Source organism: Streptomyces sp. HM190 (genome assembly GCF_009857135.1).
GTDB lineage: Bacteria > Actinomycetota > Actinomycetes > Streptomycetales > Streptomycetaceae > Streptomyces > Streptomyces heilongjiangensis.
On the sequence record NZ_CP047318.1, the window covers coordinates 2,793,900 to 2,816,990 of the forward strand.

At 72.4% G+C, this 23,091-nt stretch carries 18 protein-coding genes and 2 tRNA genes; 6 read left to right on the plus strand and 14 right to left on the minus strand.

What is annotated here, in order from left to right:
* Positions 1-122: 122 nt before the first annotated feature.
* A tRNA-Asn gene (locus tag GSY65_RS11645) sits at positions 123-195 on the minus strand.
* A gap of 5 nt (positions 196-200) precedes the next feature.
* Positions 201-273 (minus strand) — tRNA-Asn (locus GSY65_RS11650).
* A 176-nt stretch (positions 274-449) separates the two neighbouring features.
* On the opposite strand from GSY65_RS11650, the gene GSY65_RS11655 reads away from it, so the two are divergent.
* Positions 450-755 carry a YtxH domain-containing protein gene (locus GSY65_RS11655; protein ID WP_159767267.1) on the plus strand — a complete coding sequence of 102 codons (306 nt, stop codon included), beginning with the start codon at positions 450-452 and terminating at the stop codon, positions 753-755.
* A 21-nt stretch (positions 756-776) separates the two neighbouring features.
* Here the strand turns inward: GSY65_RS11655 and GSY65_RS11660 are convergent.
* Positions 777-1,651 (minus strand): IS5 family transposase gene (locus tag GSY65_RS11660; RefSeq protein ID WP_443043178.1). Its coding sequence is split into 2 segments (ribosomal slippage): positions 777-1,259 and positions 1,262-1,651, totalling 873 coding nucleotides; the frame shifts between segments, so codons are not numbered across the junction.
* A gap of 405 nt (positions 1,652-2,056) precedes the next feature.
* On the opposite strand from GSY65_RS11660, the gene GSY65_RS11665 reads away from it, so the two are divergent.
* From GSY65_RS11665 to GSY65_RS11675, 3 genes are all read left to right on the plus strand, one after another.
* On the plus strand, positions 2,057-3,511 hold the full coding sequence (locus GSY65_RS11665; protein ID WP_159767268.1) for an FGGY family carbohydrate kinase: 1,455 nt from the start codon (positions 2,057-2,059) through the stop codon (positions 3,509-3,511).
* 155 nt (positions 3,512-3,666) lie between these two features.
* Positions 3,667-5,400: an ABC transporter ATP-binding protein gene (locus GSY65_RS11670; RefSeq protein ID WP_159767269.1), complete on the plus strand. Its 1,734-nt coding sequence runs from the start codon at positions 3,667-3,669 to the stop codon at positions 5,398-5,400.
* Positions 5,400-7,337, plus strand: coding sequence for an ABC transporter ATP-binding protein (locus GSY65_RS11675; protein ID WP_159767270.1), 1,938 nt, complete (start codon positions 5,400-5,402; stop codon positions 7,335-7,337). The genes GSY65_RS11670 and GSY65_RS11675 overlap by 1 nt, the downstream gene beginning before the upstream one ends.
* Before the next feature lie 121 nt (positions 7,338-7,458).
* On the opposite strand, the gene GSY65_RS11680 is transcribed toward GSY65_RS11675, so the two are convergent.
* The 5 genes from GSY65_RS11680 to GSY65_RS11700 all read right to left on the minus strand — a co-directional run bounded on the left by GSY65_RS11680 (position 7,459) and on the right by GSY65_RS11700 (position 14,722).
* A complete protein-coding gene (locus tag GSY65_RS11680; RefSeq protein WP_159767271.1) occupies positions 7,459-8,772 on the minus strand; it encodes an RNA polymerase sigma factor in 1,314 nt (437 codons plus the stop codon).
* Between the two features lie 212 nt (positions 8,773-8,984).
* A complete protein-coding gene (gene dnaG / locus GSY65_RS11685) occupies positions 8,985-10,886 on the minus strand; it encodes a DNA primase (protein WP_159767272.1) in 1,902 nt (633 codons plus the stop codon).
* Between the two features lie 29 nt (positions 10,887-10,915).
* Positions 10,916-12,187 (minus strand): NAD(P)/FAD-dependent oxidoreductase, encoded by a 1,272-nt coding sequence (locus GSY65_RS11690; protein ID WP_159767273.1) that lies wholly within the window; start codon positions 12,185-12,187, stop codon positions 10,916-10,918.
* A gap of 150 nt (positions 12,188-12,337) precedes the next feature.
* The gene (locus GSY65_RS11695; protein WP_159767274.1) at positions 12,338-13,672 is read right to left on the minus strand and encodes a deoxyguanosinetriphosphate triphosphohydrolase; all 1,335 of its coding nucleotides are present in this window, start codon (positions 13,670-13,672) and stop codon (positions 12,338-12,340) included.
* 168 nt (positions 13,673-13,840) lie between these two features.
* Positions 13,841-14,722, minus strand: coding sequence for a sirohydrochlorin chelatase (locus GSY65_RS11700; RefSeq protein WP_159767275.1), 882 nt, complete (start codon positions 14,720-14,722; stop codon positions 13,841-13,843).
* A gap of 275 nt (positions 14,723-14,997) precedes the next feature.
* Here GSY65_RS11700 and GSY65_RS11705 point away from each other — a divergent pair, with 275 nt between their 5' ends.
* Positions 14,998-15,663 (plus strand): SanA/YdcF family protein, encoded by a 666-nt coding sequence (locus GSY65_RS11705; RefSeq protein ID WP_159775823.1) that lies wholly within the window; start codon positions 14,998-15,000, stop codon positions 15,661-15,663.
* Between the two features lie 91 nt (positions 15,664-15,754).
* On the opposite strand, the gene GSY65_RS11710 is transcribed toward GSY65_RS11705, so the two are convergent.
* On the minus strand, positions 15,755-16,291 hold the full coding sequence (locus GSY65_RS11710; protein WP_159767276.1) for a hypothetical protein: 537 nt from the start codon (positions 16,289-16,291) through the stop codon (positions 15,755-15,757).
* Between the two features lie 321 nt (positions 16,292-16,612).
* Positions 16,613-17,098 (minus strand): hypothetical protein, encoded by a 486-nt coding sequence (locus GSY65_RS11715; protein ID WP_236580198.1) that lies wholly within the window; start codon positions 17,096-17,098, stop codon positions 16,613-16,615.
* A gap of 315 nt (positions 17,099-17,413) precedes the next feature.
* On the opposite strand from GSY65_RS11715, the gene GSY65_RS11720 reads away from it, so the two are divergent.
* On the plus strand, positions 17,414-19,540 hold the full coding sequence (locus GSY65_RS11720) for a molybdopterin oxidoreductase family protein (protein ID WP_159767278.1): 2,127 nt from the start codon (positions 17,414-17,416) through the stop codon (positions 19,538-19,540).
* 130 nt (positions 19,541-19,670) lie between these two features.
* Here the strand turns inward: GSY65_RS11720 and GSY65_RS11725 are convergent, their stop codons facing one another.
* From GSY65_RS11725 to GSY65_RS11740, 4 genes are all read right to left on the minus strand, one after another.
* The gene (locus GSY65_RS11725; protein WP_159767279.1) at positions 19,671-20,099 is read right to left on the minus strand and encodes a gamma-glutamylcyclotransferase family protein; all 429 of its coding nucleotides are present in this window, start codon (positions 20,097-20,099) and stop codon (positions 19,671-19,673) included.
* A gap of 59 nt (positions 20,100-20,158) precedes the next feature.
* Positions 20,159-20,929 carry a TIGR03943 family putative permease subunit gene (locus GSY65_RS11730; protein ID WP_159767280.1) on the minus strand — a complete coding sequence of 257 codons (771 nt, stop codon included), beginning with the start codon at positions 20,927-20,929 and terminating at the stop codon, positions 20,159-20,161.
* The gene (locus tag GSY65_RS11735; RefSeq protein WP_159767281.1) at positions 20,926-21,996 is read right to left on the minus strand and encodes a permease; all 1,071 of its coding nucleotides are present in this window, start codon (positions 21,994-21,996) and stop codon (positions 20,926-20,928) included. The genes GSY65_RS11730 and GSY65_RS11735 overlap by 4 nt, the downstream gene beginning before the upstream one ends.
* Positions 21,997-22,187: 191 nt before the next feature.
* Positions 22,188-22,832, minus strand: a complete 645-nt coding sequence (locus GSY65_RS11740; protein ID WP_159767282.1) for an NADPH-dependent FMN reductase — start codon at positions 22,830-22,832, stop codon at positions 22,188-22,190.
* Positions 22,833-23,091 lie beyond the last annotated feature (259 nt).

Sequence of the window (23,091 nt, forward strand, 5' to 3'; positions counted from 1 at the left end):
CGATCTCCTGCTTCGGATGGTCGACTTCACGCGTGCGCTTCTTGACCATGGAGACCACGAGGCGGACCACACGGTTCCCCCGGACATGAAAAAGGACCCCAGCGGGGCCCTCGTTCAGGCTGCTCCCCCGACTGGACTCGAACCAGTAACCTGCCGGTTAACAGCCGGCTGCTCTGCCAATTGAGCTACGGAGGACCGAGCTCCCCCGACTGGACTCGAACCAGTAACCTGCCGGTTAACAGCCGGCTGCTCTGCCAATTGAGCTACGGAGGAATGCCTCGTTGCATCGAACGTACCTACCTGGGTATCCGCCAGGGGGCGTGCGCTCGCTGCGACACATACATTAGCGCAAGCTGGGGGGTGCTCCGCCAATCGGTATCCCCCCGCGCCCGCCGCCCGCGCAGGGCAACGCAAGGGACCGACGCACACGTAAGGGAAGGGTGGCCGCCATGCGCTATCGGCTCACGTTCGTTGCCGGACTGGCCCTGGGGTACGTGCTGGGCACACGCGCCGGGCGCGAGCGTTACGAACAGCTGAAGAAGTCCGCCCGGCAGTTCGCACAGAACCCGGCCGTGCGCAACACCGCGGAGTCGGCCGCCCAGCAGGGGCGCGTCTTCGCCGGCAAGGCGTACCACGTGGTCAGTGAGAAGGTCGGCGACCGGGTGCCGGAGTCCGTCGCCGGGCGGGTCCGCTCGCTGCGGGAACGCAACGCGAACGGCGCGCGACCGGACGACTGGGGCACCAGCGCCACCTAGGGCGTGTATCGAATGTGCTGGTCACAGCCATTCATTGATGGCCGCTACGAGGACGGTCGCCTCGTAGCGGACCGCGAGCTTGTCGTACCTCGTGGCCACGGCCCGGTGCCTTTTGAGGCGGTTGATGCCGCATTCGACCGCGTGCCGAGCCTTGTAGTCCTGCGGGTCGAACTTCGGCGGTCGGCCGCCGCGCGAGCCGCGTTTCTTGCGGTTGCGGGCCTGGTCGGCCTTGTCCGGGATGGTGCAGCGGATCCTGCGCTGCCGCAGGTAAGCGCGGTTCTTCCGGGAGGCGTACGCCTTGTCGGCGCGCACACGATCGGGCCGGGTGCGCGGCCTGCCTGGGCCAAGACGCGGGACGCGGATCTTGTTCAGGACAGGCTCGAACTGCGGGGAGTCGCCCCGCTGGCCGGCCGTGATCACGATGGACATGGGCTTCTGGCCTTGTTCGACGGCCAGGTGCAGCTTGGTGGTCAGGCCACCGCGCGAGCGGCCGAGGCCGTGGTCGTCGGGCTCGACGCCGACGCCGCCGGGCGGCTCCTTCTGCAGCTCCCCTTTTTCCTTGCCCCGGCGGCGTGCTGGTGGGCCCGACACACCGTGGAGTCGACGTTGATGTCCCAGGTGATCAGCTCTTTCGCGTCGGCCCGGGCCTGGAGCGCGGTGAAGATCCGATGCCAGGTGCCGTCCCGCTGCCACCGCCGGAACAAGTCGTACGCCCGGCCCCACGGCCCGTACTCGGCGGGCAGGTCCCGCCACGGAACGCCAGTACGGACCCGGAACCGTATGCCGTCGATCAGCTGCCGCCTGGCCCACGTCGGCGGCCGTCCGGGCTTCTTGCCCTTCGGCAACAGCGGTTCCAGCACCGCCCATTGCGCGTCCGTCAGATCTCCACGTGCCACGAAGCAAGATCATCTCACGTTCAAGATCCACTTTCGACACACACCCTAGTGCCGCGGCAGGCAACGTTTGCCCGGCGACGGCGCAAACGTTGCCCGTCGCGGCACTAGGGTCCGCCGTGCGGGCCACCCCTGGGCCGCGGGGCTCGGCACGCGCATCGACAGGCGTCAGTGCCGTAGCCCGAAGCCGGGATGATCCAGACGACAGACCCGGGCCCCACCGGGGCCCAGCGACACCGACCGGCCCCGGCGGGACGCCGGGGCCGAAGAGAGTTCCGCTCGTGTGCCGGACGCCGGCCCATCGTGGCCGGTCGTGCTGTCGGTCGGGCCGCCGGTCCTGTCCCCGGCGGGTCCCGGCCCTCGTTCCGCGGCACGCCACACCCCTGACCGTGCGGCAGAATTTCTGCCATGGGGATAGTCGCCGGGCTTGATAGTTCGCCCGAATTTACGCGCATTGTCGTCTGTGACTCGGACACAGGGGCCATGCTCAGGCAGGGGTATGCCCCACACCCGGTGGAGCCCGCGCCGAACGGGGGGCGTCCCTCGGACGTCGATCCGCAGGCGTGGCTGCTGTCCCTGGGGGAGGCGGCCGGCGGCGGGCTGCTGGAGGGCGTGCAGGCGATCGGGGTGTCGGCGCAGCAGAACGGGCTGATCGCGCTGGACGCGCAGGGCAACGCCGTGCGCCCGGCGATGGTCGGCGGTGACAAGCGTGCCCAGGTCGCCGCGGCGGACCTCATCGACGCGCTCGGGGGTCGCGGCGCGTGGGCGGAGGCCGTGGGGTGCGTGCCGGGGGCCGCGCAGCCGGTGACGAAGCTGCGCTGGATGAGCCGTACGGAGCCGGACGCGGCCATGCGGACGGCGGTGCTGCTCCAGGCGCACGACTGGCTGGTCTGGCAGCTGCTCGGGCGGCCCGTGCGGCGGACCACCGACCGGGGCGGCGCCTCCGGCACCGGGTACTGGAACGCGGCGACCGGCCAGTACCGGACCGACCTCGTCGAGATGGCGCTCGGCCACCAGGTCATGCTCCCCGAGGTGCTGGGCCCCTCGGACGCCGCCGGTACGACGCCGGAGGGGCTCCTCATCTCCGCCGGCACCGGCGAGACCATGGCCGCGGCGTTCGGCCTCGGCATCGGGCTCGGTGACGCGGTGGTGTCGCTGGGCGCCAGCGGGTCCGTGATGGCCGTGCACACCGAGGCGCTCGTCGACTCCTCGGGGATGATCACCTCGCTGGCCGACGCCACGGGGATGCATCTGCCGGTCGTGACCACGCTCAACGCGGTACGGGCGCTGCGCGGCGCCGCCGAGATGCTCGGGGTGCCGGATCTGGAAGGGCTGTCCGATCTGGCGCTGAAGTCGACACCGGGGTCGCACGGGCTGGTGCTGCTGCCGTATCTGGAGGGTGAGCGCACGCCGAACCTGCCGCACACGGCGGGGACGCTGGCCGGGCTGCGGCGGGAGTCGATGAGGCCGGAGCACTTCGCGCGGGCCGCGTTCGAGGGCATGCTGTGCGGGCTCGCGGACGCGCTCGACGTGCTGCGGGGGCGCGGCGTCGACGTGCGGCGGATCTTCATGCTGGGTGCGGCGGCTGGACTGCCCGCGGTGCAGGCGGCGGCGCCCGCGCTGTTCGGGGTGCAGGTGGTCGTGCCGCAGCCCGCGGACTACGCGGCGGTCGGCGCCGCGCGGCAGGCGGCCTGGGCGCTCGGGGTGTCCCAGGGCACGCTCGACCCGCGCACGCCGCCGATGTGGCCGGGGGCGACCGCGCAGATCCTGGAGCCGGGCGAGGAACTGGCCGTGGGGCAGGCGGTGCGCCAGCAGTACGTGGCGGTGCGCGAACAGACGCACCCGGGGGCGTTCCGGGGCTGATCGTCCGGCGGGACGGTCCGCCCAGGCCGCGGCGGCCTCAAGGACTCGCCATCGATCCTTCACCGTTGGGTTAATTCGGTTGAGGTAACACGGGTGGAGTGTTCGACGATGGGGGGTGGTGCATCCCGTCCATCGCCGAATCCGAGAGATCTCGCGTGCTCATACGACTGCTCAGAAGTCATCTACGTCCGTACAAGAAACCCATCGCCCTGCTGGTGCTGCTGCAGTTCGTGCAGACATGCGCCACGCTCTACCTGCCCACACTGAACGCGGACATCATCGACAACGGTGTCGTGCAGGGCGACACGGGCTACATCCTGGCCCTCGGCGGTCTGATGATCGGGATCTCACTGGTCCAGGTCCTCTGCAACATCGGGGCCGTGTACTACGGAGCCCGCACGGCTGCGGCGGTCGGCCGGGACGTCCGGGCGGCCGTGTTCGACCGGGTGCAGTCGTTCTCGGCACGTGAGGTCGGTCACTTCGGGGCGCCGTCGCTGATCACGCGGACCACGAACGACGTCCAGCAGGTCCAGATGCTGGTGCTGATGACGTTCACCCTGGTGGTGTCCGCGCCGATCATGTGCGTGGGCGGCATCGTGCTGGCGCTCGGTCTGGACGTGCCGCTGTCGGGTGTGCTGCTGGCCGTGGTGCCGGTGCTCGGTGTCTCCGTCAGCCTCATCGTGCGCCGGCTGCGCCCCCTTTTCCGCACCATGCAGGAGCGGCTCGACATCGTGAACCGGGTGCTGCGCGAGCAGATCACCGGCAACCGGGTCATCCGGGCGTTCGTCCGGGACGACTACGAGAAGGACCGCTTCCGCACGGCCAACACCGAGCTGACGGAGGTGTCGCTGGGCACCGGCCGGATACTGGCGCTGATGTTCCCGATCGTGATGACGGTCGTCAACTTCTCGTCCATCGCCGTCGTGTGGTTCGGCGCCCACCGGATCGACAGCGGCGGGATGGAGATCGGTGCCCTCACCGCTTTCCTCGCCTATCTGATGCAGATCGTCATGGCGGTGATGATGGCCACCTTCATGTTCATGATGTTGCCGCGCGCCGAGGTGTGCGCCGAGCGCATCCAGGAGGTCCTCGACACCGGGACCAGCGTCGTGCCTCCGCTCGCGCCCGTGCGGGAGCTGCGGCGGCGCGGGTACCTGGAGATCCGGGGCGCCGGCTTCCGCTACCCGGGGGCCGAGGAACCGGTGCTGCGGTCCATCGAGGTCGTGGCGCGGCCGGGTGAGACGACCGCCGTCATCGGGTCGACCGGCAGCGGGAAGTCGACCCTGCTGGGGCTGGTGCCCCGGTTGTTCGACGTCACCGAGGGCGAGGTGCTCGTCGACGGAGTCGACGTGCGCACGATCGATCCGCGGCTGCTGGCCAGGACCGTGAGCCTGGTGCCGCAGAAGCCGTACCTCTTCTCGGGGACCGTGGCGACGAACCTGCGGTACGGCAATCCGGACGCCACCGACGAGGAGCTGTGGCACGCGCTGGAGGTGGCGCAGGCCAAGGAGTTCGTCGAGCGGCTGGAGGGCGGGCTGAACGCCCCCGTCGCGCAGGGCGGCACCAATGTGTCGGGCGGTCAGCGGCAGCGGCTGGCGATCGCGCGGACGCTGGTGCAGCGCCCGGAGATCTATCTGTTCGACGACTCGTTCTCCGCGCTCGACTACGCGACGGACGCGGCGCTGCGGGCGGCCCTGTCGCTGGAGACCGCCGAGGCGACCGTCGTCATCGTGGCGCAGCGGGTGTCGACCATCCGCGACGCCGACCGGATCGTGGTCCTGGACGAGGGCCGTGTCGTGGGGACGGGACGGCACCACGAGCTGATGGCCGAGAACGAGACCTACCGGGAGATCGTGCTCTCCCAGCTGACGGAAGCGGAGGCAGCCTGATGGCGGGGCCGTTGGGACGCATGGCGGGAGCCAGGGGCGGTCCCGATCAGCAGTCCATGGACTTCAAGGGGTCCGGCAAACGCCTGCTCGCGCAGTTCAGGCCCGAGCGGTTCACCATGTACGCGATGATCGTGTGCGCGGTGCTGAGTGTCGGTCTGTCGGTGCTGGGCCCGTGGATCCTCGGCCGGGCGACCGACCTGGTCTTCGCGGGTGTGGTCGGGCGGGAGATGCCGGCCGGCCAGACCAAGGCCGAGGTGCTCGAAGGGCTGCGCGAGCGGGGTGACGGCGGTGTCGCCGACATGCTGTCCGGCACGGACTTCACGCCCGGCCAGGGCATCGACTTCGACGCCGTCGGCGCCGTGCTGCTGGTTGCCCTCGGCATCTTCCTGGTCGCGGGGCTGCTGATGGCGGGGGCCACCCGGCTGTCCACCCGGGCCATCAACCGGACGATGTTCCACCTGCGGGCGGAGCTCCAGGCGAAGCTGTCGCGGCTGCCGCTGTCGTACTTCGACAAGCGGCAGCGCGGTGAGGTGCTCAGCCGGGCCACCAACGACATCGACAACATCGGCCAGACGCTGCAGCAGTCGATGGGGCAGCTCGTCAACTCGCTGCTGACGATCGTCGGTGTGCTGGTGATGATGTTCTGGGTGTCGCCGCTGCTGGCGCTGGTCGCGCTGGTGACCGTGCCGCTGTCGTTCGTGGTGGCCACGCGGGTCGGCAAGCGGTCGCAGCCGCACTTCGTGGCGCAGTGGCGGACCACCGGGAAGCTCAACGCGCACATCGAGGAGATGTACACCGGGCACACCCTCGTGAAGGTGTTCGGGCGGCAGGAGGAGTCGGCGCGGCAGTTCGCCGAGGAGAACGAACGGCTGTACGAGGCCGGGTTCAAGGCCCAGTTCAACAGCGGGATCATGCAGCCGCTGATGTTCTTCGTGTCGAACCTCAACTATGTGCTGGTCGCCGTGGTCGGCGGACTGCGGGTGGCCACCGGTGCCCTGTCCATCGGTGACGTGCAGGCCTTCATCCAGTACTCGCGGCAGTTCTCGATGCCGCTGACGCAGGTCGCGTCCATGGCGAACCTGGTGCAGTCGGGCGTCGCGTCCGCCGAGCGGATCTTCGAGCTGCTGGACGCGGAGGAGCAGGCCGCGGACGCCGTGCCCGGGGTGCGGCCCGAGGAACTGCGCGGGCGGGTGGCGCTGGAGCACGTCTCCTTCCGCTACGAGCCGGACAAGCCGCTGATCGAGGACCTGTCGCTGGTGGTCGAGCCCGGCCACACGGTGGCGATCGTGGGGCCCACGGGCGCCGGCAAGACCACCCTGGTGAACCTGCTGATGCGGTTCTACGAGGTCACCGGCGGGCGGATCACGCTGGACGGCGTGGACATCGCCTCCATGTCCCGTGACGAGCTGCGCGACGGGATAGGGATGGTCCTCCAGGACACCTGGCTGTTCGGCGGAACCATCGCGGACAACATCGCGTACGGGGCGTCCACCGCGCGCAAGGTGACGCGCGGGGAGATCGAGGAGGCCGCGCGGGCCGCGCACGCGGACCGGTTCATCCGGACGCTGCCGGACGGCTACGACACCGTGATCGACGACGAGGGCAGCGGGGTGAGCGCGGGTGAGAAGCAGCTCATCACCATCGCCCGGGCGTTCCTGTCGGACCCGGTGATCCTGGTGCTGGACGAGGCGACGAGTTCCGTGGACACCCGGACCGAGGTGCTGATCCAGAAGGCGATGGCCAAGCTGGCGCACGGGCGGACGTCGTTCGTCATCGCGCACCGGCTGTCGACGATCCGGGACGCCGACACGATCCTGGTGATGGAGAACGGGTCGATCGTCGAACAGGGCGCGCACGAGGAGCTGCTGGCGTCGGGCGGGGCGTACGCGCGGCTGTACAAGGCGCAGTTCGCGCAGGCGGTGGCCGAGATCGACTGAGGCCGGCCCGCCGGGGCACGTCGGCGGGTGCGGGTGTGTGGGAACCGCGCGAGCACCCGCACCCGCACCCGCACCCGCACCCGCCGCACGATCGGCGCGTCTCCGGGTCGCCGGGCGCCCCTCAGTCCAGATAACCCCGCAGCTGGTCCGCGAACGCGTGGTCCCGCAGCTTGTTCAGCGTCTTCGACTCGATCTGCCGTATCCGCTCCCGGGTCACCCCGAAGATCCGGCCGATCTCCTCCAGCGTCCGGGGCCGGCCGTCCGCGAGCCCGTACCGCAGCTGCACCACCTTGCGTTCCCGCTCCCCCAGCGTGGACAGCACCGCCTCCAGGTGTTCCCGCAGCAGCAGGAACGCCGCCGACTCCACGGGGCTCGCCGCGTCGCCGTCCTCGATGAGGTCGCCGAGCGCCACGTCGTCCTCCTCGCCCACGGGGGCGTGCAGGGACACCGGCTCCTGGGCGAGGCGGAGCACCTCGCTGACCCGCTCGGGCAGCAGGTCGAGGTGGGCGGCGACCTCCTCCGGCGTCGGCTCGTGACCCCGCTCCTGGAGCATGCGGCGCTGGACGCGGACGACCCGGTTGATGAGTTCCACGACGTGGACGGGGACGCGGATCGTGCGGGCCTGGTCCGCGAGCGCGCGGGACATGGCCTGGCGGATCCACCAGGTGGCGTACGTGGAGAACTTGTAGCCGCGGGCGTAGTCGAACTTCTCGACGGCCCGGATGAGGCCCAGGTTGCCCTCCTGGACGAGGTCCAGCATGGTCAGGCCGCGGCCGACGTACCGCTTGGCCACGGACACCACGAGCCGCAGGTTCGCCTCGATGAGGCGGCGCTTGGCCATGCGGCCCATCACGACCAGCCGGTCGAGGTCGAGGGCGAGCCGGCTGTCGAGGTCGGGGGTGGTGCCGAGCTTCTCCTCGGCGAACAGGCCAGCCTCCACCCGGCGGGCCAGTTCCACCTCCTCCGCCGCGGTGAGCAGCGGGATGCGGCCGATCTCCCGCAGGTACTGGCGGAACAGGTCGGAGGACGGGCCACTGGTGTCGGTGCGGCGCGGCAGTTCCACGGGCTCGGGTTCGGCCGTCTCGATGGCCTCCACGGCCGCCGCGGGCGGCTCGTCGGCGTCCGGCGGGGGCTCCGGCGCCGCCTCGGGGTGGTGCGCGGCACGGCTCTGGGCGGGGACCCCGCCGATCACGCCGGTCTCCGGGCCCGGCTCCGTGCCGTCGGTACTCAGGGCCGTACGGGTGTCGTTCTGTGTGAGGGTCTGGGTCTGCACGGGGGCGACCTCCAGGGATGTCGCTGCTGAGGCGTACGGCAGCGGTATGTCGGGGATGGCGCGGGCGGCCCGTCCGCCCTCCATCCCGTACTCATCGAGCGGAACCGCGGGGATCTCGGACCCGTGGGGGACGGGTCGGCCGCGCTCCGAGGACTCAGGCACCGCAACCCAGTGTGGAGTACGACACACAGCCGCCACGAGGGGCGTGCGGTGACTTTTTGCGTCCGGTCCGTGACCCCGCGGTTACTCTCACGGACGAGTGGGCCGCTGACAGGCCGTGAAACATCGGGGCGCCCGGACGGCACGGGGCGACCTGCGGTGACCGGCGCCCGATTGGCAAGTGCGCCGGGGATGTTCCCCTCCTCTGGGGCGCTCTAGAGCGCTTCCGCGCCCCTCTCCCGCAGTGCCTGGTCGTACTGCTGGAGCACCCACAGCTCGTTCTGCACGGCGGCCAGCTGGGCGGGGTCGCCGTGGGCGCCGAGGCGGGCCAGGCTGCTCTGGACGTCCCGTACGCGGCGCTCGACGGCGCGGCGGCGGACGGTGACCAGCTGGGCGCCGGCGTAGACCTCGTCGACCGTCTTGCGCATGATCGCCTCGACGGCCAGCTCGGTCACCATGGCGCGCACCGCGTCGTCCGGCGCGGCCTCCCGGACACGGACCAGGTACTCCTGCGGGTCCTCGACGCCGAACTCGACGCCGCCCGCCTCGATGATCGCCTCGCGTACGGCCGCGTAGGGGGCGGCGGTGAACTCGTCGACCCCGTACGCGTCGAACGCGGGGGCGACCAGCTCGGGCCGCTGGAGGGCGAGTTTGAGGAGCTCGCGCTCGGTGGCGTAGACGGGGTTGCGGAGGTTGAGGGCCGGGCCCGAGGGGCGGCGGGCGGCGGCCTCGTAGGACTGCGCTGGCTGCTGGGGGGCGGGGGCGGGGCCCTTGCCGCCGCGGTCGCGGGCCCAGCGGGCCAGCTGGGCGACGCGCTTGACGACGAACTGGGTGTCGAGGATGCCGAGCATGCCGGCGAGCTGCACGGCGACCTCGTGCTGGGCGCCGCTGTTCTTGATGCGGGCGACGACGGGCGCCGCCTCGTCGAGGGCGGAGGCGCGCCCGGCGGCGGTCTCCAGGTCGTAGCGCGCGACGATGTGCCGGAGGGCGAACTCGAAGAGCGGGGTGCGGGGTTCGACCAGGTCGGCGACCGCGTCGTCGCCCTTCGCCACGCGCAGCTCGCAGGGGTCCATGCCGTCGGGGGCGATGGCGATGTAGGTCTCGGCGGCGAACTTCTGGTCGTCCTCGAAGGCGCGCAGGGCGGCCTTCTGGCCGGCCGCGTCGCCGTCGAAGGTGAAGATCACCCGGGCCGAGCCGTTGTCCATCAGCAGCCGGCGGAGGATCTTGATGTGCTCGCCGCCGAAGGCCGTGCCGCAGGTGGCGATGGCGGTGGTGACCCCGGCGAGGTGGCAGGCCATGACGTCGGTGTAGCCCTCGACGACCACGGCGCGGCTGGCCTTGGCGATGTCCTTCTTGGCGAGGTCGATGCCGTAGAGGACCTGGGACTTGCGGTAGATCGGGGTGTCGGGGGTGTTGAGGTACTTCGGGCCGTTGTCCGCCTCGTACAGCTTGCGGGCGCCGAAGCCCACGACGTCGCCGCCGATGTCGCGGATCGGCCACATCAGCCGGCCCCGGAACCGGTCGATGGGGCCCCGGCGGCCCTCCTGCGCGAGCCCGGACAGGACCAGCTCCTTGTCCGTGAAGCCCTTGCCGCGGAGGTAGCGGGTGAGGTGGTCCCAGCCCTGGGGGCTGTAGCCGACGCCGAAGTGGACGGCGGCGGCCTGGTCGAAGCCGCGTTCGGCGAGGAAGATCCGCCCGGTGTCGGCCTCGGGGCTGGTCGCGAGCTGTTCCGCGTACCACTCGGCGGCGATCTTGTGGGCCTCGACGAGGCGGATCCGCTCCCCGCGCTGGTGCGACGGGTTGTACCCGCCCTCCTCGTACCGCAGGGTGATGCCGGCCTGGGCGGCGAGCCGCTCGACGGCCTCGGAGAAGGAGAGGTGGTCGACCTTCATCACGAACGTGATGGTGTCGCCGCCCTCCTGGCAGCCGAAGCAGTGGAAGAGTCCCTTGCTCGGGCTGACCTGGAAGGACGGCGACTTCTCGTCGTGGAAGGGGCACAGCCCCTTCAGGTTCCCCCCGCCGGCGTTCCGCAGCTGGAGGTACTCGGACACCACGGCGTCGATCGGGACCGCGTCCCGTACCGCCTTCACGTCCTCGTCGTTGATCCGTCCTGCCACGCGGTGATTCTACGGGGGCGCGCCGACAGCTAAGGTGCCGCGATCAGTCCCTCCAGGGGGAGCTGGGGGTCGCAGAGCGCGTCGACGTCGACCCGGGTCCGTGACCTGATGAGCTTCTGGATCTTCTCCGTGACGTCCCACACATTCACGTTCATCCCGGCGAGGACCCGCCCCTCCTTGATCCAGAACGCGATGAACTCGCGCTTTCCGGCGTCCCCGCGGATCACCACCTGGTCGTACGAGCCGGGCGGTGCCCATCCCGAGTACTCCATCCCCATGTCGTACTGGTCGGAGAAGAAGTAGGGCACCCGGTCGTAGGTGACGTCCTGGCCGAGCATGGACCGGGCGGCGGCCGGGCCGCCGTTCAGCGCGTTGGCCCAGTGCTCGACCCGCAGCCGGGTGTCGAACAGGGGGTGCGGGAAGGAGACGACGTCGCCGGCCGCGTAGATCGACGGGTCGGAGGTGCGCAGTCGCTCGTCGACGACCACGCCCCCGCCGTGCGCGCGGTCGGCGATCTCCAGGCCGGCCGCCTCGGCCAGGCCGATGCGGGGGGCCGCGCCGATCGCGGCGAGGACGTCGTGCGCCGGGTGCTCCTCACCCGTGTCCGTCCGGGCGGCGAGGACCATGCCGTCCTGGCCGACGATCTCGGTGAGCCTCGCGCCGAAGACGAAGCGGACGCCGTGCTCGCGGTGCAGCTCGGCGAAGAGGTTGCCCAGCTCGGGGCCGAGCACGCCGTGCAGGGGCGTGGGCTCCGGTTCCACGACGGTGACCTCGGCGCCGTACTCGCGGGCCGCCGCCGCGACCTCCAGGCCGATCCAGCCGGCGCCCGCGACGACCAGGTGGCCGTTGTCCCGGCCGAGGGCGGCGAGGACGCCCTTGAGGCGTTCGGCGTGGGCGAGGCGGCGCAGGTGGTGGACGCCCGCGAGGTCCGTGCCCGGGATGTCCAGGCGGCGGGGCTCGGCGCCGGTCGCCAGCAGCAGCTTGTCGTAGTGGACGAAGGTGCCGTCGTCGCCGAAGTGCACGGTCCTGGCCGCGCGGTCGATCCTGTCGACGGTCTGGCCGAGGTGCAGCTCGACGTCGTGGCGCGCGTACCAGGACGGCTCGTGGACGAAGACGCTGTCGCGGTCGTCCTTGCCCAGCAGATAGCCCTTGGACAGCGGCGGGCGCTCGTAGGGGTGGTCGCGTTCGTCGCAGATCAGTATCACGCGGCCGGTGAAACCCTCCGCTCGGAGCGTCTCGGCCGCCTTCGCGCCGGCGAGGCCGCCTCCGACGATGACGAATGTCTGATCCGCGTCGACCACTTGATGCCTCCTCTTGAGGGTGCGTCCACATGCGAGCGTCCCGCACACAGCGTGATGCGGGAAGAGGGAGTGACCCGATCAGGCCACGGAGGGTCACATGGATGCCCCATACGCCCCACGGGTCACACACCGTCGGTCAGGGGGTGGCGGTCACCTCCTGCCGGTCGCGTTGGTCAGTCTCGCGTGCAGCGAGCGGGCCGAGGCGTCGGTGAGGGAGGCGATCTGATCGACGATCACCCGCTTGCGGGCCCGGTCGTCGGGCGCGGCGTCGAACAGCGCACGGAACTGCGGGTCGAGCCCGTCGGGGGCGCGGGCGGTGAGGGCCTCGGCCAACTCCGCGACGACGACGCGCTGGTCGGCACGGAGCCGCTCCTGCTCGGCGCGCTGCATCACGTACCGGTCGGCGACGGCCTTGAGGACGGCGCACTCCAGGCGCGTGCCGCGCGGCACGACCAGCTCGGCGGCGTACCGGGTGAGGCGTCCGCCGCCGTAGGCCTGCCGGGTCGCCGCCTCGGCGGCGAGGCAGAAGCGGCCGATGAGCTGGCTGGTGGCGTCCTTCAGGCGGGCCTGCGCCACGGCCGTCCCGTCGTAGCCGTGCGGCCACCACTCCTGGTCGAGGAGCCGGTCGAGGGCCTCGGCCAGTTCGGCGGGGTCGGTGTCGGCGGGCACGTACCGGCCGAGGGCCACCTCGAACACCGCCCGCCGCTCGGGCTCCGCGTGCAGGAGGTTGGGGTCGATGTGCCCGGCGTGCAGGCCGTCCTCGATGTCGTGCACCGAGTACGCCACGTCGTCGGACCAGTCCATGACCTGGGCCTCGAAGGTCGTACGGCCGTCGGGGGCGCCCTTCCTGACCCAGTCGAAGACGGGGCGGTCGTCCTCGTAGACACCGAACTTGGGGGACGCCGGGTCGGTGGGGTGGGCGCCACGGGCCCAGGGGTACTTGGTGGCGGCGTCCAGGGTGGCGCGGGTGAGGTTGAGGCCGACGCTGACGGGGTCGCCGGACTCGGGGGACCGGACGAACCGTTTGGGTTCGAGGCGGGCCAGCAGACGCAGGGACTGGGCGTTGCCCTCGAAACCGCCGCAGTCCTCGGCGAACTCGTTCAGGGCCTGTTCGCCGTTGTGGCCGAACGGGGGGTGGCCGAGGTCGTGGGAGAGGCAGGCGGCCTCGACGAGGTCGGGGTCGCAGCCGAGGGCGGCGCCCAGTTCCCGGCCCACCTGGGCGCACTCCAGGGAGTGGGTGAGGCGGGTGCGGGGGCTGGCGTCCCAGGCGGGGGTGCGGGTGCCGGGCGTGACCACCTGGGTCTTGCCGGCGAGTCTGCGCAGCGCCGCGGAGTGCAGGACGCGGGCGCGATCGCGCTGGAAGGCGGTGCGGCCGGGGCGTTTGTCGTGTTCCGGGGCGTAGCGCTCCACGGAGGGCGGGTCGTAACCCGCCGGGGCGTCGTGGCTCGCGGGGGTGTCGTGGTCGGGGGGTGCGGTGCCTTCCATGATGCGACAGTACGGGGCGGGTGCGACAGATGGGTGCCCCACTCGTCCGCCGGGTCGGATCGTCGGGCGGGTACGGGTGCGTCGTGGCTTGTCGCGCCCGCACGGCGGAACCGCACATGCGGTAGGGCCCCGCCCCTTCCGCACGTGCCCTCTCCGTCGTGCGGCGCCCTACGCAGTCGCCAGCGACCGTTCCGTCGTCGCGTCCGGGGTCGCCATGGCCTCGTCGTAGCGGTGCAGGACCAGGCGCGCCATCGCCGGGTGGGTGCCCAGGGGCGCGGAGGCGATCCAGGGGGCCGCCCGCGCGCACTCGGTGGCGAAGCGGCCGGGGGCCGTGAAGCAGGAGGCGACCGCCACCCGGGTGCGGCCCCGGGACGCGAGGGCGGCGAGGGCGTCGGGGACCGTGGGCGCGGCGGTGGTGGCGTAGGCGGGGACGACGGGCACACCGAGGCGTTCGGCGAGGAGGTGGGCGGTGCGGCCGGTGTCGATGCCCGACTCGGGGTCGCGGGAGCCGGCCGCGGCGAGGACGACGGCACCGGTCCGGCGGGCCTCGGGGTCCGCGGGGGTGCGCCAGCCGGCCTCGGCGAGGCGGGCGTGCAGGGTCTCCACGAGGAGCGGGTGCGGGCCGAGCGGGGCGGCCACCCGCGCGCGTACCGGGCTCTCGGCGGCCATCTCGGGGATGTCCCGCTTGACGTGGTAGCCGCGGCTGAGCAGGAGGGGCACGAGGACGGCGTCGCGGTCGCCGAGGGCGGCGAGGGTGTCGGGGAGCAGGGGCTCGTTCAGCTCGATGTGGCCGAGGTGCACGGACAGGCCGGGGCGCTGCGCGCGCACGCGGTCCATGAGGGTGCGGACGGTGGCGAGCGCGCGGGGGTCGCGGCTGCCGTGCGCCACCAGGACGAGGGCGGGGGCGGGCGGGGTGGGGCGCCGGGTCCCGTCGAGCGAGACGAGGCTGAGCTGGCTGGCCAACTGGTCACCGATCCGGTTGATGAGGTGCGCCGTACTGGCGAGGTCCGCGTTCGACTGGCTCGTCGTCCTGTTCGTCGTCGCCGTCATGGGTCGATGCTGCCGCAGGGAGGTTGCCTGCCCGTTGCACCGTGGTGACGGGTCTTTTCCGGCGGTTCACGGCACGCCCTGCCGGGATGTGAACCCCGTTGACCAGGGATTTCAACACGATCGGGTGAAACTTGTCACGCTGTGCGGTGAACCGGATCACCGCGGACGACGTCTTCGTTGGTCGGGATGACGGGCCGGTCCGGGTCCGTCGGAAACACGCACGACACAGGGGTGCGTGCCACGGACGGGGGCTTGGGGTGGGACGTGTGAGGCGGGTGCTCCGGCTGCCGCGCACCCGTACGGGGCGGCGGCGGGCGGTGCAGGTGCTGATGGGTCTGTGCGTGCTGGCACTGCTGCCCTCGACCTGGATGTTCACCGCCGCCGACGGCCGGCTGCGGACCACGGACGACGTCCCGCGCACGGATGTCGCGATGGTCTTCGGGGCGGGGCTGTGGCAGGGCGAGCCGTCGCCGTACCTGGCGCGGCGGCTGGACGCGGCGGCCGAGCTGTACCGCTCGGGCCGGATAGAGGTGGTGCTCGTCACCGGCGACAACAGCCGGGAGGAGTACGACGAGCCGGACGCGATGCGGGCCTACCTCACCGACCACGGGGTGCCCGACCGGCACATCGTCAGCGACTACGCCGGCTTCGACACGTGGGACTCCTGCGTCCGCGCCAGGAAGATCTTCGGCGTCGACCACGCGGTGCTCATCAGCCAGGGCTTCCACATACGCCGGGCGGTCGCGCTGTGCCAGGAGGCGGGCGTCACGTCGTACGGCGTCGGCGTGCAGGACCGGCACGACGAGACCTGGTACTACGGCGCCACCCGCGAGCTGTTCGCCGCGGGCAAGGCGTCCCTGGACGCCCTGTTCGAACCGGATCCGCGGTTCCTCGGACCGGAGGAGCCGGGGGTCGCGCGGGCGCTCGCGTCGGCACGGTAGGGCCCTTGGCGGCTGCGGGACGTCGACGCGGGTGACGGGTGGGCGGGCCGCGGCGCGGCCGTGGCGGACGGGGGACGGACGAGGGCGGACGCTATTTGATCAGCGCGTTCGCGAGGATGATCGCCAGGCCGATCAGCATGTCCATGGCGCCCGCGCGGTATGCGGACGGCCATCCGTACCCGGCGGTGCGGGCGGCCACGACACCCCAGCCGAACAGGGCGACGGTGTTGAACAGCAGGGCCACGTCCACCGCGACGGACTCGGCCCACCAGCCGGCCGCCGCGCCGAGCAGGAGGGCCAGCGTGGGCAGGACGGCGGCCACCAGCGGCCACTCGGCGAGCACCAGCCGCAGTCTGCGCGCGCGGGGCGCCCCGTCGCCGGACGCGCGCTGCGCGATGACGTGCGCGTACCCGTGGGCGGCGGCCGACGCCAGTGCCGTGAGCAGGACCCACAGGGCGTCCGGGCCGGGGTCGGCCTTCTCGCCCGCCGGGTCGAGCGCGGCCACCAGTGCGCTGGCCAGGACCAGCCCGTAGATGACGTTGAACAGGGACTGCTCGGGCGGCCGGTGCCGTGCGATCCACCCCGGCGCGGCGTTCTCGGTGCGGACGTGGCCGGCGCGGTCGGGCATCGCATCGCCTCGCTGCGGGAAGGGAGCTGGATCCGCCATGCTCGTCGGCGCGCTCCCGGCGGACGCGGCGCCACGCGGCGGCGACACGAGCGGTGCGCCCCAATGGTGGCGTGCGTCGGACAACGGCCCTCGGTCCCCGCGGGCTGTCGACACGCGTCGACCGGGGCCCCGTGTCGGGACCCCGGCCCTGGTGGTGGGCGACCGCGTCCGCGGTGCCCGCCTGAACGCGATCGTGTCGGCCGCCCCGCGGTGATCGCGCCGCCCCGCCGCCGTGCCACGGCACGCGGTGCGGGAGCGGTGGCGCGGGACGTGGACCGCGGTCTAGTCGTGGTCGATCGTGCCCCACCAGCCCTGGTTCACGGCGCAGTCCCAGCCCTTGCCGCGGACGGTGAGCTTGACCTCGTAGTCGCGGTTGACATTGCCCATGCGCGTCCTGACGCGGAAGCCGGTGCTGCCCTTGGCGGCCAGCTTCTTGGTGGAGACGGTGACGGTCTTCGTCGTCCGCTTGGTGATCTTGCTGCCCTTGGTCGGCGTCGCGTAACCGAACGTCAGGTTCTTGGGCTTGCTGATCGTGAGGCTGACGCCGGAGAAGCTCTTGGTCTTGCTGGTGTTCTTCAGGCCGAAGTACAGACCGCCGTTGGTCACCCAGCGGTTGGCGTCGACGTAGAAGCGCTTCGGGGTGGAGATCTTGATCGGGCAGCCGCCGGCCTGGGTGTCGGCCCCCGCGGCCGCGGCGGTCCCGGCGAGACCCAGTTGGGCGGCGGTCAGGGCCCCGGCGGCGCCCAGGACGGCGACGGTCGTGCGCATGCGGTTCACGTGATGATCCTTCTTTCCCCCTACGGCCCTCCCGGGCCACGTGACAGGACGTGCGCCACACGGGACCGTGCCTCGACCCCCGTGTCGGTGCGCCCGCAGTTCTAGCACGCGGCGCCGAGCGCCCGTACCGTGAGCGCTCGGGTGGGCGCACACGGTGACAGAACTGCGACATCGCCCGCACCGTTCGCGCACCGACCCGGCCGTCCGCTCCTCACCGCCGCCCGGAGCCCGCCGGGAGGTCCCCGTGCCGGTCGCGTAACGAGGGGGCGCCCCGGCGCGTAACACGCCCGACGCACGCTGAGCGGCATGCCGAACTCCGCGACGCCCACCCACTGCCCGTACTGCGCCCTGCAGTGCGGGATGAACCTGACGCCCGCCGCGGACGGGACCGACGGTGTCGTCGTGCTCTCGGAGCGCGCGGACTTCCCGGTGAACCGGGGCGCGCTGTGCGGCAAGGGCCGTACGGCGCCGGCGGTGCTCTCGTCCCGGGTGCGGCTGACCACACCTCTGGTCAGAAGGGCGGGCGTCCTGGAGCCCGCCTCCTGGGACGAGGCACTCGACCGGATCGCCGAGGGGATCACCCGCACGCGTGCGGAGCACGGCCCGGACGCGTGCGGTGTGTTCGGCGGCGGCGGACTCACCAACGAGAAGGCGTACGCGCTCGGCAAGTTCGCCCGGACCGTGCTCGGCACCTCGCAGATCGACTACAACGGGCGCTTCTGCATGTCCTCGGCCGCGGCCGCCGGTATCAAGGCGTTCGGCCTCGACCGAGGGCTGCCGTTCCCGCTGGAGGACATCCCGAGGACCGGGTGCGTCGTCCTCGTCGGCTCGAACCCCGCCGAGACGATGCCGCCGGCGCTGCGGTACTTCACGGAGCTGCGGGAGAACGGCGGCACACTCGTCGTCGTCGACCCGCGCCGCACCCGCACCGCCGAGCAGGCCGACCTGCATCTCGCGCCGCGCCCCGGCACCGATCTCGCGCTCGCCCTCGGGCTGCTGCATCTGATCGTCGCCGAGGGACGGACCGACGAGCGGTACATCCTCGAACGGACGAACGGCTGGGAGGAGGCGCGCGCCGCGGCCATGGCGCACTGGCCGGAGTACGTGGAGCGGATCACGGGGGTGTCCGTTCCCCAGCTCCGCGAGGCGGTACGGCTGTTCTGCGAGCCGGAGCACGCGATGGTGCTCACCGCGCGCGGGCCCGAGCAGCAGTCCAAGGGCACGGACACCGTCGGCGCGTGGATCAACCTGACGCTGGCGACGGGACGCGCCGGGCGGCCGCTGTCCGGGTACGGGTGCCTCACCGGGCAGGGCAACGGGCAGGGCGGACGGGAGCACGGCCAGAAGGCCGACCAGTTGCCCGGCTACCGCAAGCTGGACGACCCCGAGGCACGCCGGCACGTCGCCGAGGTGTGGGGCGTCGACCCGGACAGTCTGCCGGGGCCGGGGCGCAGCGCGTACGAACTGCTGGACGCGCTCGGTTCGGACATCAGGTCGCTGCTGGTGATGGGCTCCAACCCGGTGGTGTCCGCGCCGCGGGCCGCACACGTCGAGCAGCGGATCAGGTCGCTGGAGTTCCTGGCGGTGTGCGACGTCGTGCTGTCGGAGACGGCGGCGCTCGCGGACGTCGTGCTGCCGGTGACGCAGTGGGCGGAGGAGACCGGCACGACGACCAGTCTGGAGGGCCGGGTCCTGCTGCGGCGGCGGGCCGTCGCACCGCCCGACGGTGTCCGCAGCGACCTGGAGGTCCTGCACGCACTCGCCGGCCGGCTCGGCGTCGAGAAGGGGTTCCCGACCGACGCCGAGGAGGTCTTCGAGGAGCTGCGGCGGGCCAGCGCGGGCGGCGTGGCCGACTACTCGGGGATCACCTACCGCAGGCTGGCCGAGGAGAACGGGGTGTTCTGGCCCTGCCCCGCGCCGGCGGGCGGCACGGAGGGCGACGGGGAGGGAGTGCCGGGTGGGAGCGCGCACCCCGGGACACCGCGGCTCTTCCTCGAACGGTTCGCCACGCAAGACGGGCGGGCGCGGTTCGTGCCCGTCTCGCACCGGGCGGCGGCTGAGGAGCCGGACGACGAGTACCCGGTGCTGCTCACCACCGGGCGGGTCGTGGCCCAGTACCAGTCCGGGGCGCAGACGCGGCGTGTGGACGAACTGAACGCGGCGGCGCCGGGGCCGTTCGTGGAGCTGCACCCGCGGCTGGCCGAACGGCTGGGCGCGGCGGAGGGGGACCCCGTGGCCGTGGTGTCGCGGCGGGGGCGGGCCGTGGCTCCGGCACGGATCACCACGGCGATCCGGCCCGACACCGTGTTCATGCCGTTCCACTGGCCGGGGGAAGGACGTGCCAACACGCTGACGAACCCGGCACTCGACCCCACGTCCCGGATGCCGGAGTTCAAGGCGTGCGCGGTGCGGGTGGAGGCCGTGGGGAAGTAGGCGCGGGCCGGCGGTCGGTCCGGTCTCGACGGGGCGCCGGCCGCGCTGACGCCGTACCACCGGGCGCGGCGGCGGCAGCACCCGGACGATGAGCCGGTGGTGCGGGTCGGGCCGGGTGCCTGACCCCGGCTCACCGGGCGCCGACCCGGCCCTCCCCCGACCAGTCGCCGCTCGCGATCGGCGTCCCCCGCGCCCGCAGCCGCGCCGCGACCGTCGGCGCGGCGACGTACACCCATGCCTGCACGGACGTGCCGCGGGTGAGGACGGCGGCGCGGCGGACCCGTTCGTAGAGGTTGGTGGGGGCGCCGGGCGTGTACTCCTCCAGGTGGTCCAGGGACCGCAGGAGGGCCTCGTATGCCTCGGGGCGGGCCGTGATCAGCTCGCCCCTCACCACGGCCGCCTCGCCGGGGGTCTCGACGGCGTACGGGTAGCCGGGGCCGTCGTAGAGCGTCAGGCCCCGCATCGCCGCCGGTTCCTCGGAACGCGTGCGGCCCCGGAGGAAGAGGCCGTGGTTGTGCTCGCCGGGGCGCAGCGTGCCGTAGACGAAGAAGGGGAGCACCGTTCTCCTCTCCTACCTGGGGTGCGGGACTGTGCGGGAACGATTCCGAGGGGCGGGTGTCAGCCGGCCCCGGGCAGGAGGGCGTCCGTGTAGCCGTTCGTCGGGCGGGGGACCTTCTTGATCGTGCGGACGTCGAGGGCGACGTCGGCGGAGCCGGTCCCGAGAGTGCCGTCGGCGTGCCAGGTGCCGGTGACCGTGACCCAGGTGTCCGCGGGCGGGGCCGGGGTGCCGTGGGCGCGGACCTTCACGAACTGCGTGTCCGCCGCGCAGCAGCTGAAGATCGAACGGGTCAGGTACCAGCCGTCGCCGCTGCCGTCGGGTGTCGCGAAGCCGGTCATCAGGACCTCTCGTCCCGCGATGGCCTTCGTCCGGTCCTGCTGCACGCGGGTGGTGAAGTCCGTGAGGGTCATCGGCAGCGGAGACGTCGCGGGCAGCGGATCGAACGCGTCCTGGTCCTTCACCTCGACGGCCTTCGGCGCCTCGCGGGACGCGCTGTACGCGCCGATGGCCGGGGGCGCGTAGAAGAGCAGGCTCAGGGCGGGGAGCAGGAGGAGCCAGGCGATGCGGGGTGGGGCGGAGTGGTCGTGGCCGTGGCCGTGGCCGGGGTGCTCGTCGTCGTGGTCGTGACCGCGGTCCCGGTCGGGGGCGGTCGGTTTGCGGAGCGACCACGCCTCCGCCGCGCCCAGCACGAGCAGCAGCGCTCCCGAGGCGATGAGCAGGGGGCGCATGCCCTCCTTCACGTATCTGAGGTACAGGTCGGTGAACACCGTCGCGTGGAGCAGGCCGAGAGCGCTGACGACGAGCAGGAGGGCCTGGAGCGGTCGTTTCACAGCAGGACGCCTCCGACCAGGGCGCTGGCGAGGATCGCCACGACGACGGTCGCGGCGGAGAAGCGGAGCGCGAACGCCCGGCCGAACGTGCCCGTCTGGAGGGCGATCAGCTTCAGGTCGACCATCGGTCCGACCACCATGAACGTCAGCCGCGCGAGGGGCGAGAAACCGGAGAGGGAGGCGGCGACGAAGGCGTCGGCCTCGGAGCAGACGGACAGGAGGATCGCGAGCCCGGCGAGGAACAGCACCGAGAGCCAGGGCGAGTCGGCGAAGGTGTCGAGCACGGAACGCGGGACCACGACGTTGAAGGTGGCCGCCGCCATCGCGCCGACGACCAGGAAGCCGCCCGCGTGCAGGAAGTCGTGCTGGAAGCCGAGCCGGAACTCCGTCCAGCGGCTGCGTCCCCCGTGGTGTCCGGTGTGACGCGGGGCCGGCTTCAGCCACTCGGCGCGGCCCAGCCACAGCCACAGCCAGCCCATCGAGGCGGCGGTGAGGAGCGAGGCGAGCAGCCGGGCCAGCACCATCTCGGGGCTGCCGGGGAAGGCGACGGCGGTGGCGACGAGGACGATCGGGTTGACGGCGGGGGCCGACAGCAGGAAGGCGAACGCGGCCGCCGGGTCGACCCCCCGGCGTATCAGACTGTTCGCGACCGGTACGGACGCGCACTCGCAGCCGGGCAGGACGACTCCGGCGGCGCCCGCCACCGGGACCGCCAGGGCGGGGTTGCGGGGCAGCAGCCGGTTGAACACCCTCGCCGGTACGAACGCGTTGATGGCCCCCGACAGGGCCGTACCGAGCAGCAGGAACGGCAGCGCCTGCACGGCGATGGACAGACACACCGTCCGCCACGCCTGCACGGCCGGTTCCTCCAGCCCCCGCCCGACGAGGAACAGCACGGCGCCGGGGACCACGGCCGCGCCGAGGAGCAGGAGGGGCCAGTGGCGGGGCCAGGAGTGCTCAGCCGCGTCCTCGGGGCCGGCCGCCGACGCGGGCGCGTGCGCGTCGGCCGCCTCCGCGTGGGGCGCCCGCACCGCCGCCCCCTCGGCCGGTTCGTCTGTCTTCTGCATGCCAGCTCCGAATGTCGGATGAACGGCTCGAACATAGCGGGCGGGCAGCGCGTCGGGGCCGAGCGGGGGGCGCCTTGCGGCTCGCGGGTGCGGATGGTCGGGCGGGTGCGGGCCGTGGGTGGTTCCCGCGCGGTTTTCCGCGCCCCACGGCACCAGCACCCCAGCCGCACCGGCCCCCGTCAGAAGCCCCCTCAGTCGTACGGTCGCTTCTCCCTCGCCTCCCTCAGGGCCCTCCCCCACCAGGCCAGCTGATCCAGCATGACCTTGGCCGCGGCGTCGGGGCCGGTCGGGTCCTTCAGGCGGCCCTCGTCGTCGAAGGAGCCGTGCGCGTTGTGGAAGGACACGGTGTCGCGGACCGTCGTGGCGTGCAGTTCGGCGAACACCTGGCGCAGGTGCTCCGTCGCGCGCAGGCCCCCGGAGACCCCGCCGTACGAGACGAGGGCGACCGGCTTGGCCCGCCACTCGTGGAAGTGCCAGTCGATGAGGTTCTTCAGTGCCGCCGGGTAGGAGTGGTTGTACTCGGGCGTCAGCACCACGAACGCCTCGGCGGACGCCAGCTTCGGCGTGACCTCCGCCAGCTGCGCGGTCACCTCGGGGGTCGGCGCGAACGTCGTCGGAAGGTCGGTCTCGGCGACATCCACGACGTCCACCTCGAAGTCGTCGTGGTCCCGCACCCGGTCCACGAGCCATCGGGCGACCACGGGCCCGAACCGGCCCGTGCGGTTGCTCCCGACGACCACCGTCACCCGGACGGGGGCGGAGGACGACGCGGCGGAGGCGGAGGAAGGGGTCGCAGCGGTGTGGGGAGCGGCTTGCTCACCTGTCGAGGTCGTCATGGCGACCACCCTCCTACCTCAAGTCGACTTGAGGTCAAGCCGCGGCGTCCGCCCTCCGCACCCGACCCCGTCCCGCCCCCGCGTCACCCGTTTGCACGCCCCCAGACCCCTCCTCCCCTCCCCCTCCTCCCACCCCGCCGATGACCTGCCCGAACACCGGCACCGCCCGCCCGCGTCCGCCCTCCCCGGCGCCCGTCACCCCGATTTCTGACGAGCCTTCAGGGAGCGCCGGGCCTCCCGTACCCCTTACCTCGGAAGG

Coding starts and splice junctions, on each gene's coding strand:
- GSY65_RS11655 (WP_159767267.1), top strand. CDS start 450: ATGCGCTATCGGCTCACGTTCGTTGCCGGACTGGCCCTGGGGTACGTG.
- GSY65_RS11665 (WP_159767268.1), top strand. CDS start 2,057: ATGGGGATAGTCGCCGGGCTTGATAGTTCGCCCGAATTTACGCGCATT.
- GSY65_RS11675 (WP_159767270.1), top strand. CDS start 5,400: ATGGCGGGGCCGTTGGGACGCATGGCGGGAGCCAGGGGCGGTCCCGAT.
- GSY65_RS11695 (WP_159767274.1), bottom strand. CDS start 13,672: ATGGAAGGCACCGCACCCCCCGACCACGACACCCCCGCGAGCCACGAC.
- GSY65_RS11700 (WP_159767275.1), bottom strand. CDS start 14,722: ATGACGGCGACGACGAACAGGACGACGAGCCAGTCGAACGCGGACCTC.
- GSY65_RS11710 (WP_159767276.1), bottom strand. CDS start 16,291: ATGCCCGACCGCGCCGGCCACGTCCGCACCGAGAACGCCGCGCCGGGG.
- GSY65_RS11715 (WP_236580198.1), bottom strand. CDS start 17,098: ATGCGCACGACCGTCGCCGTCCTGGGCGCCGCCGGGGCCCTGACCGCC.
- GSY65_RS11720 (WP_159767278.1), top strand. CDS start 17,414: ATGCCGAACTCCGCGACGCCCACCCACTGCCCGTACTGCGCCCTGCAG.
- GSY65_RS11735 (WP_159767281.1), bottom strand. CDS start 21,996: ATGCAGAAGACAGACGAACCGGCCGAGGGGGCGGCGGTGCGGGCGCCC.
- GSY65_RS11740 (WP_159767282.1), bottom strand. CDS start 22,832: ATGACGACCTCGACAGGTGAGCAAGCCGCTCCCCACACCGCTGCGACC.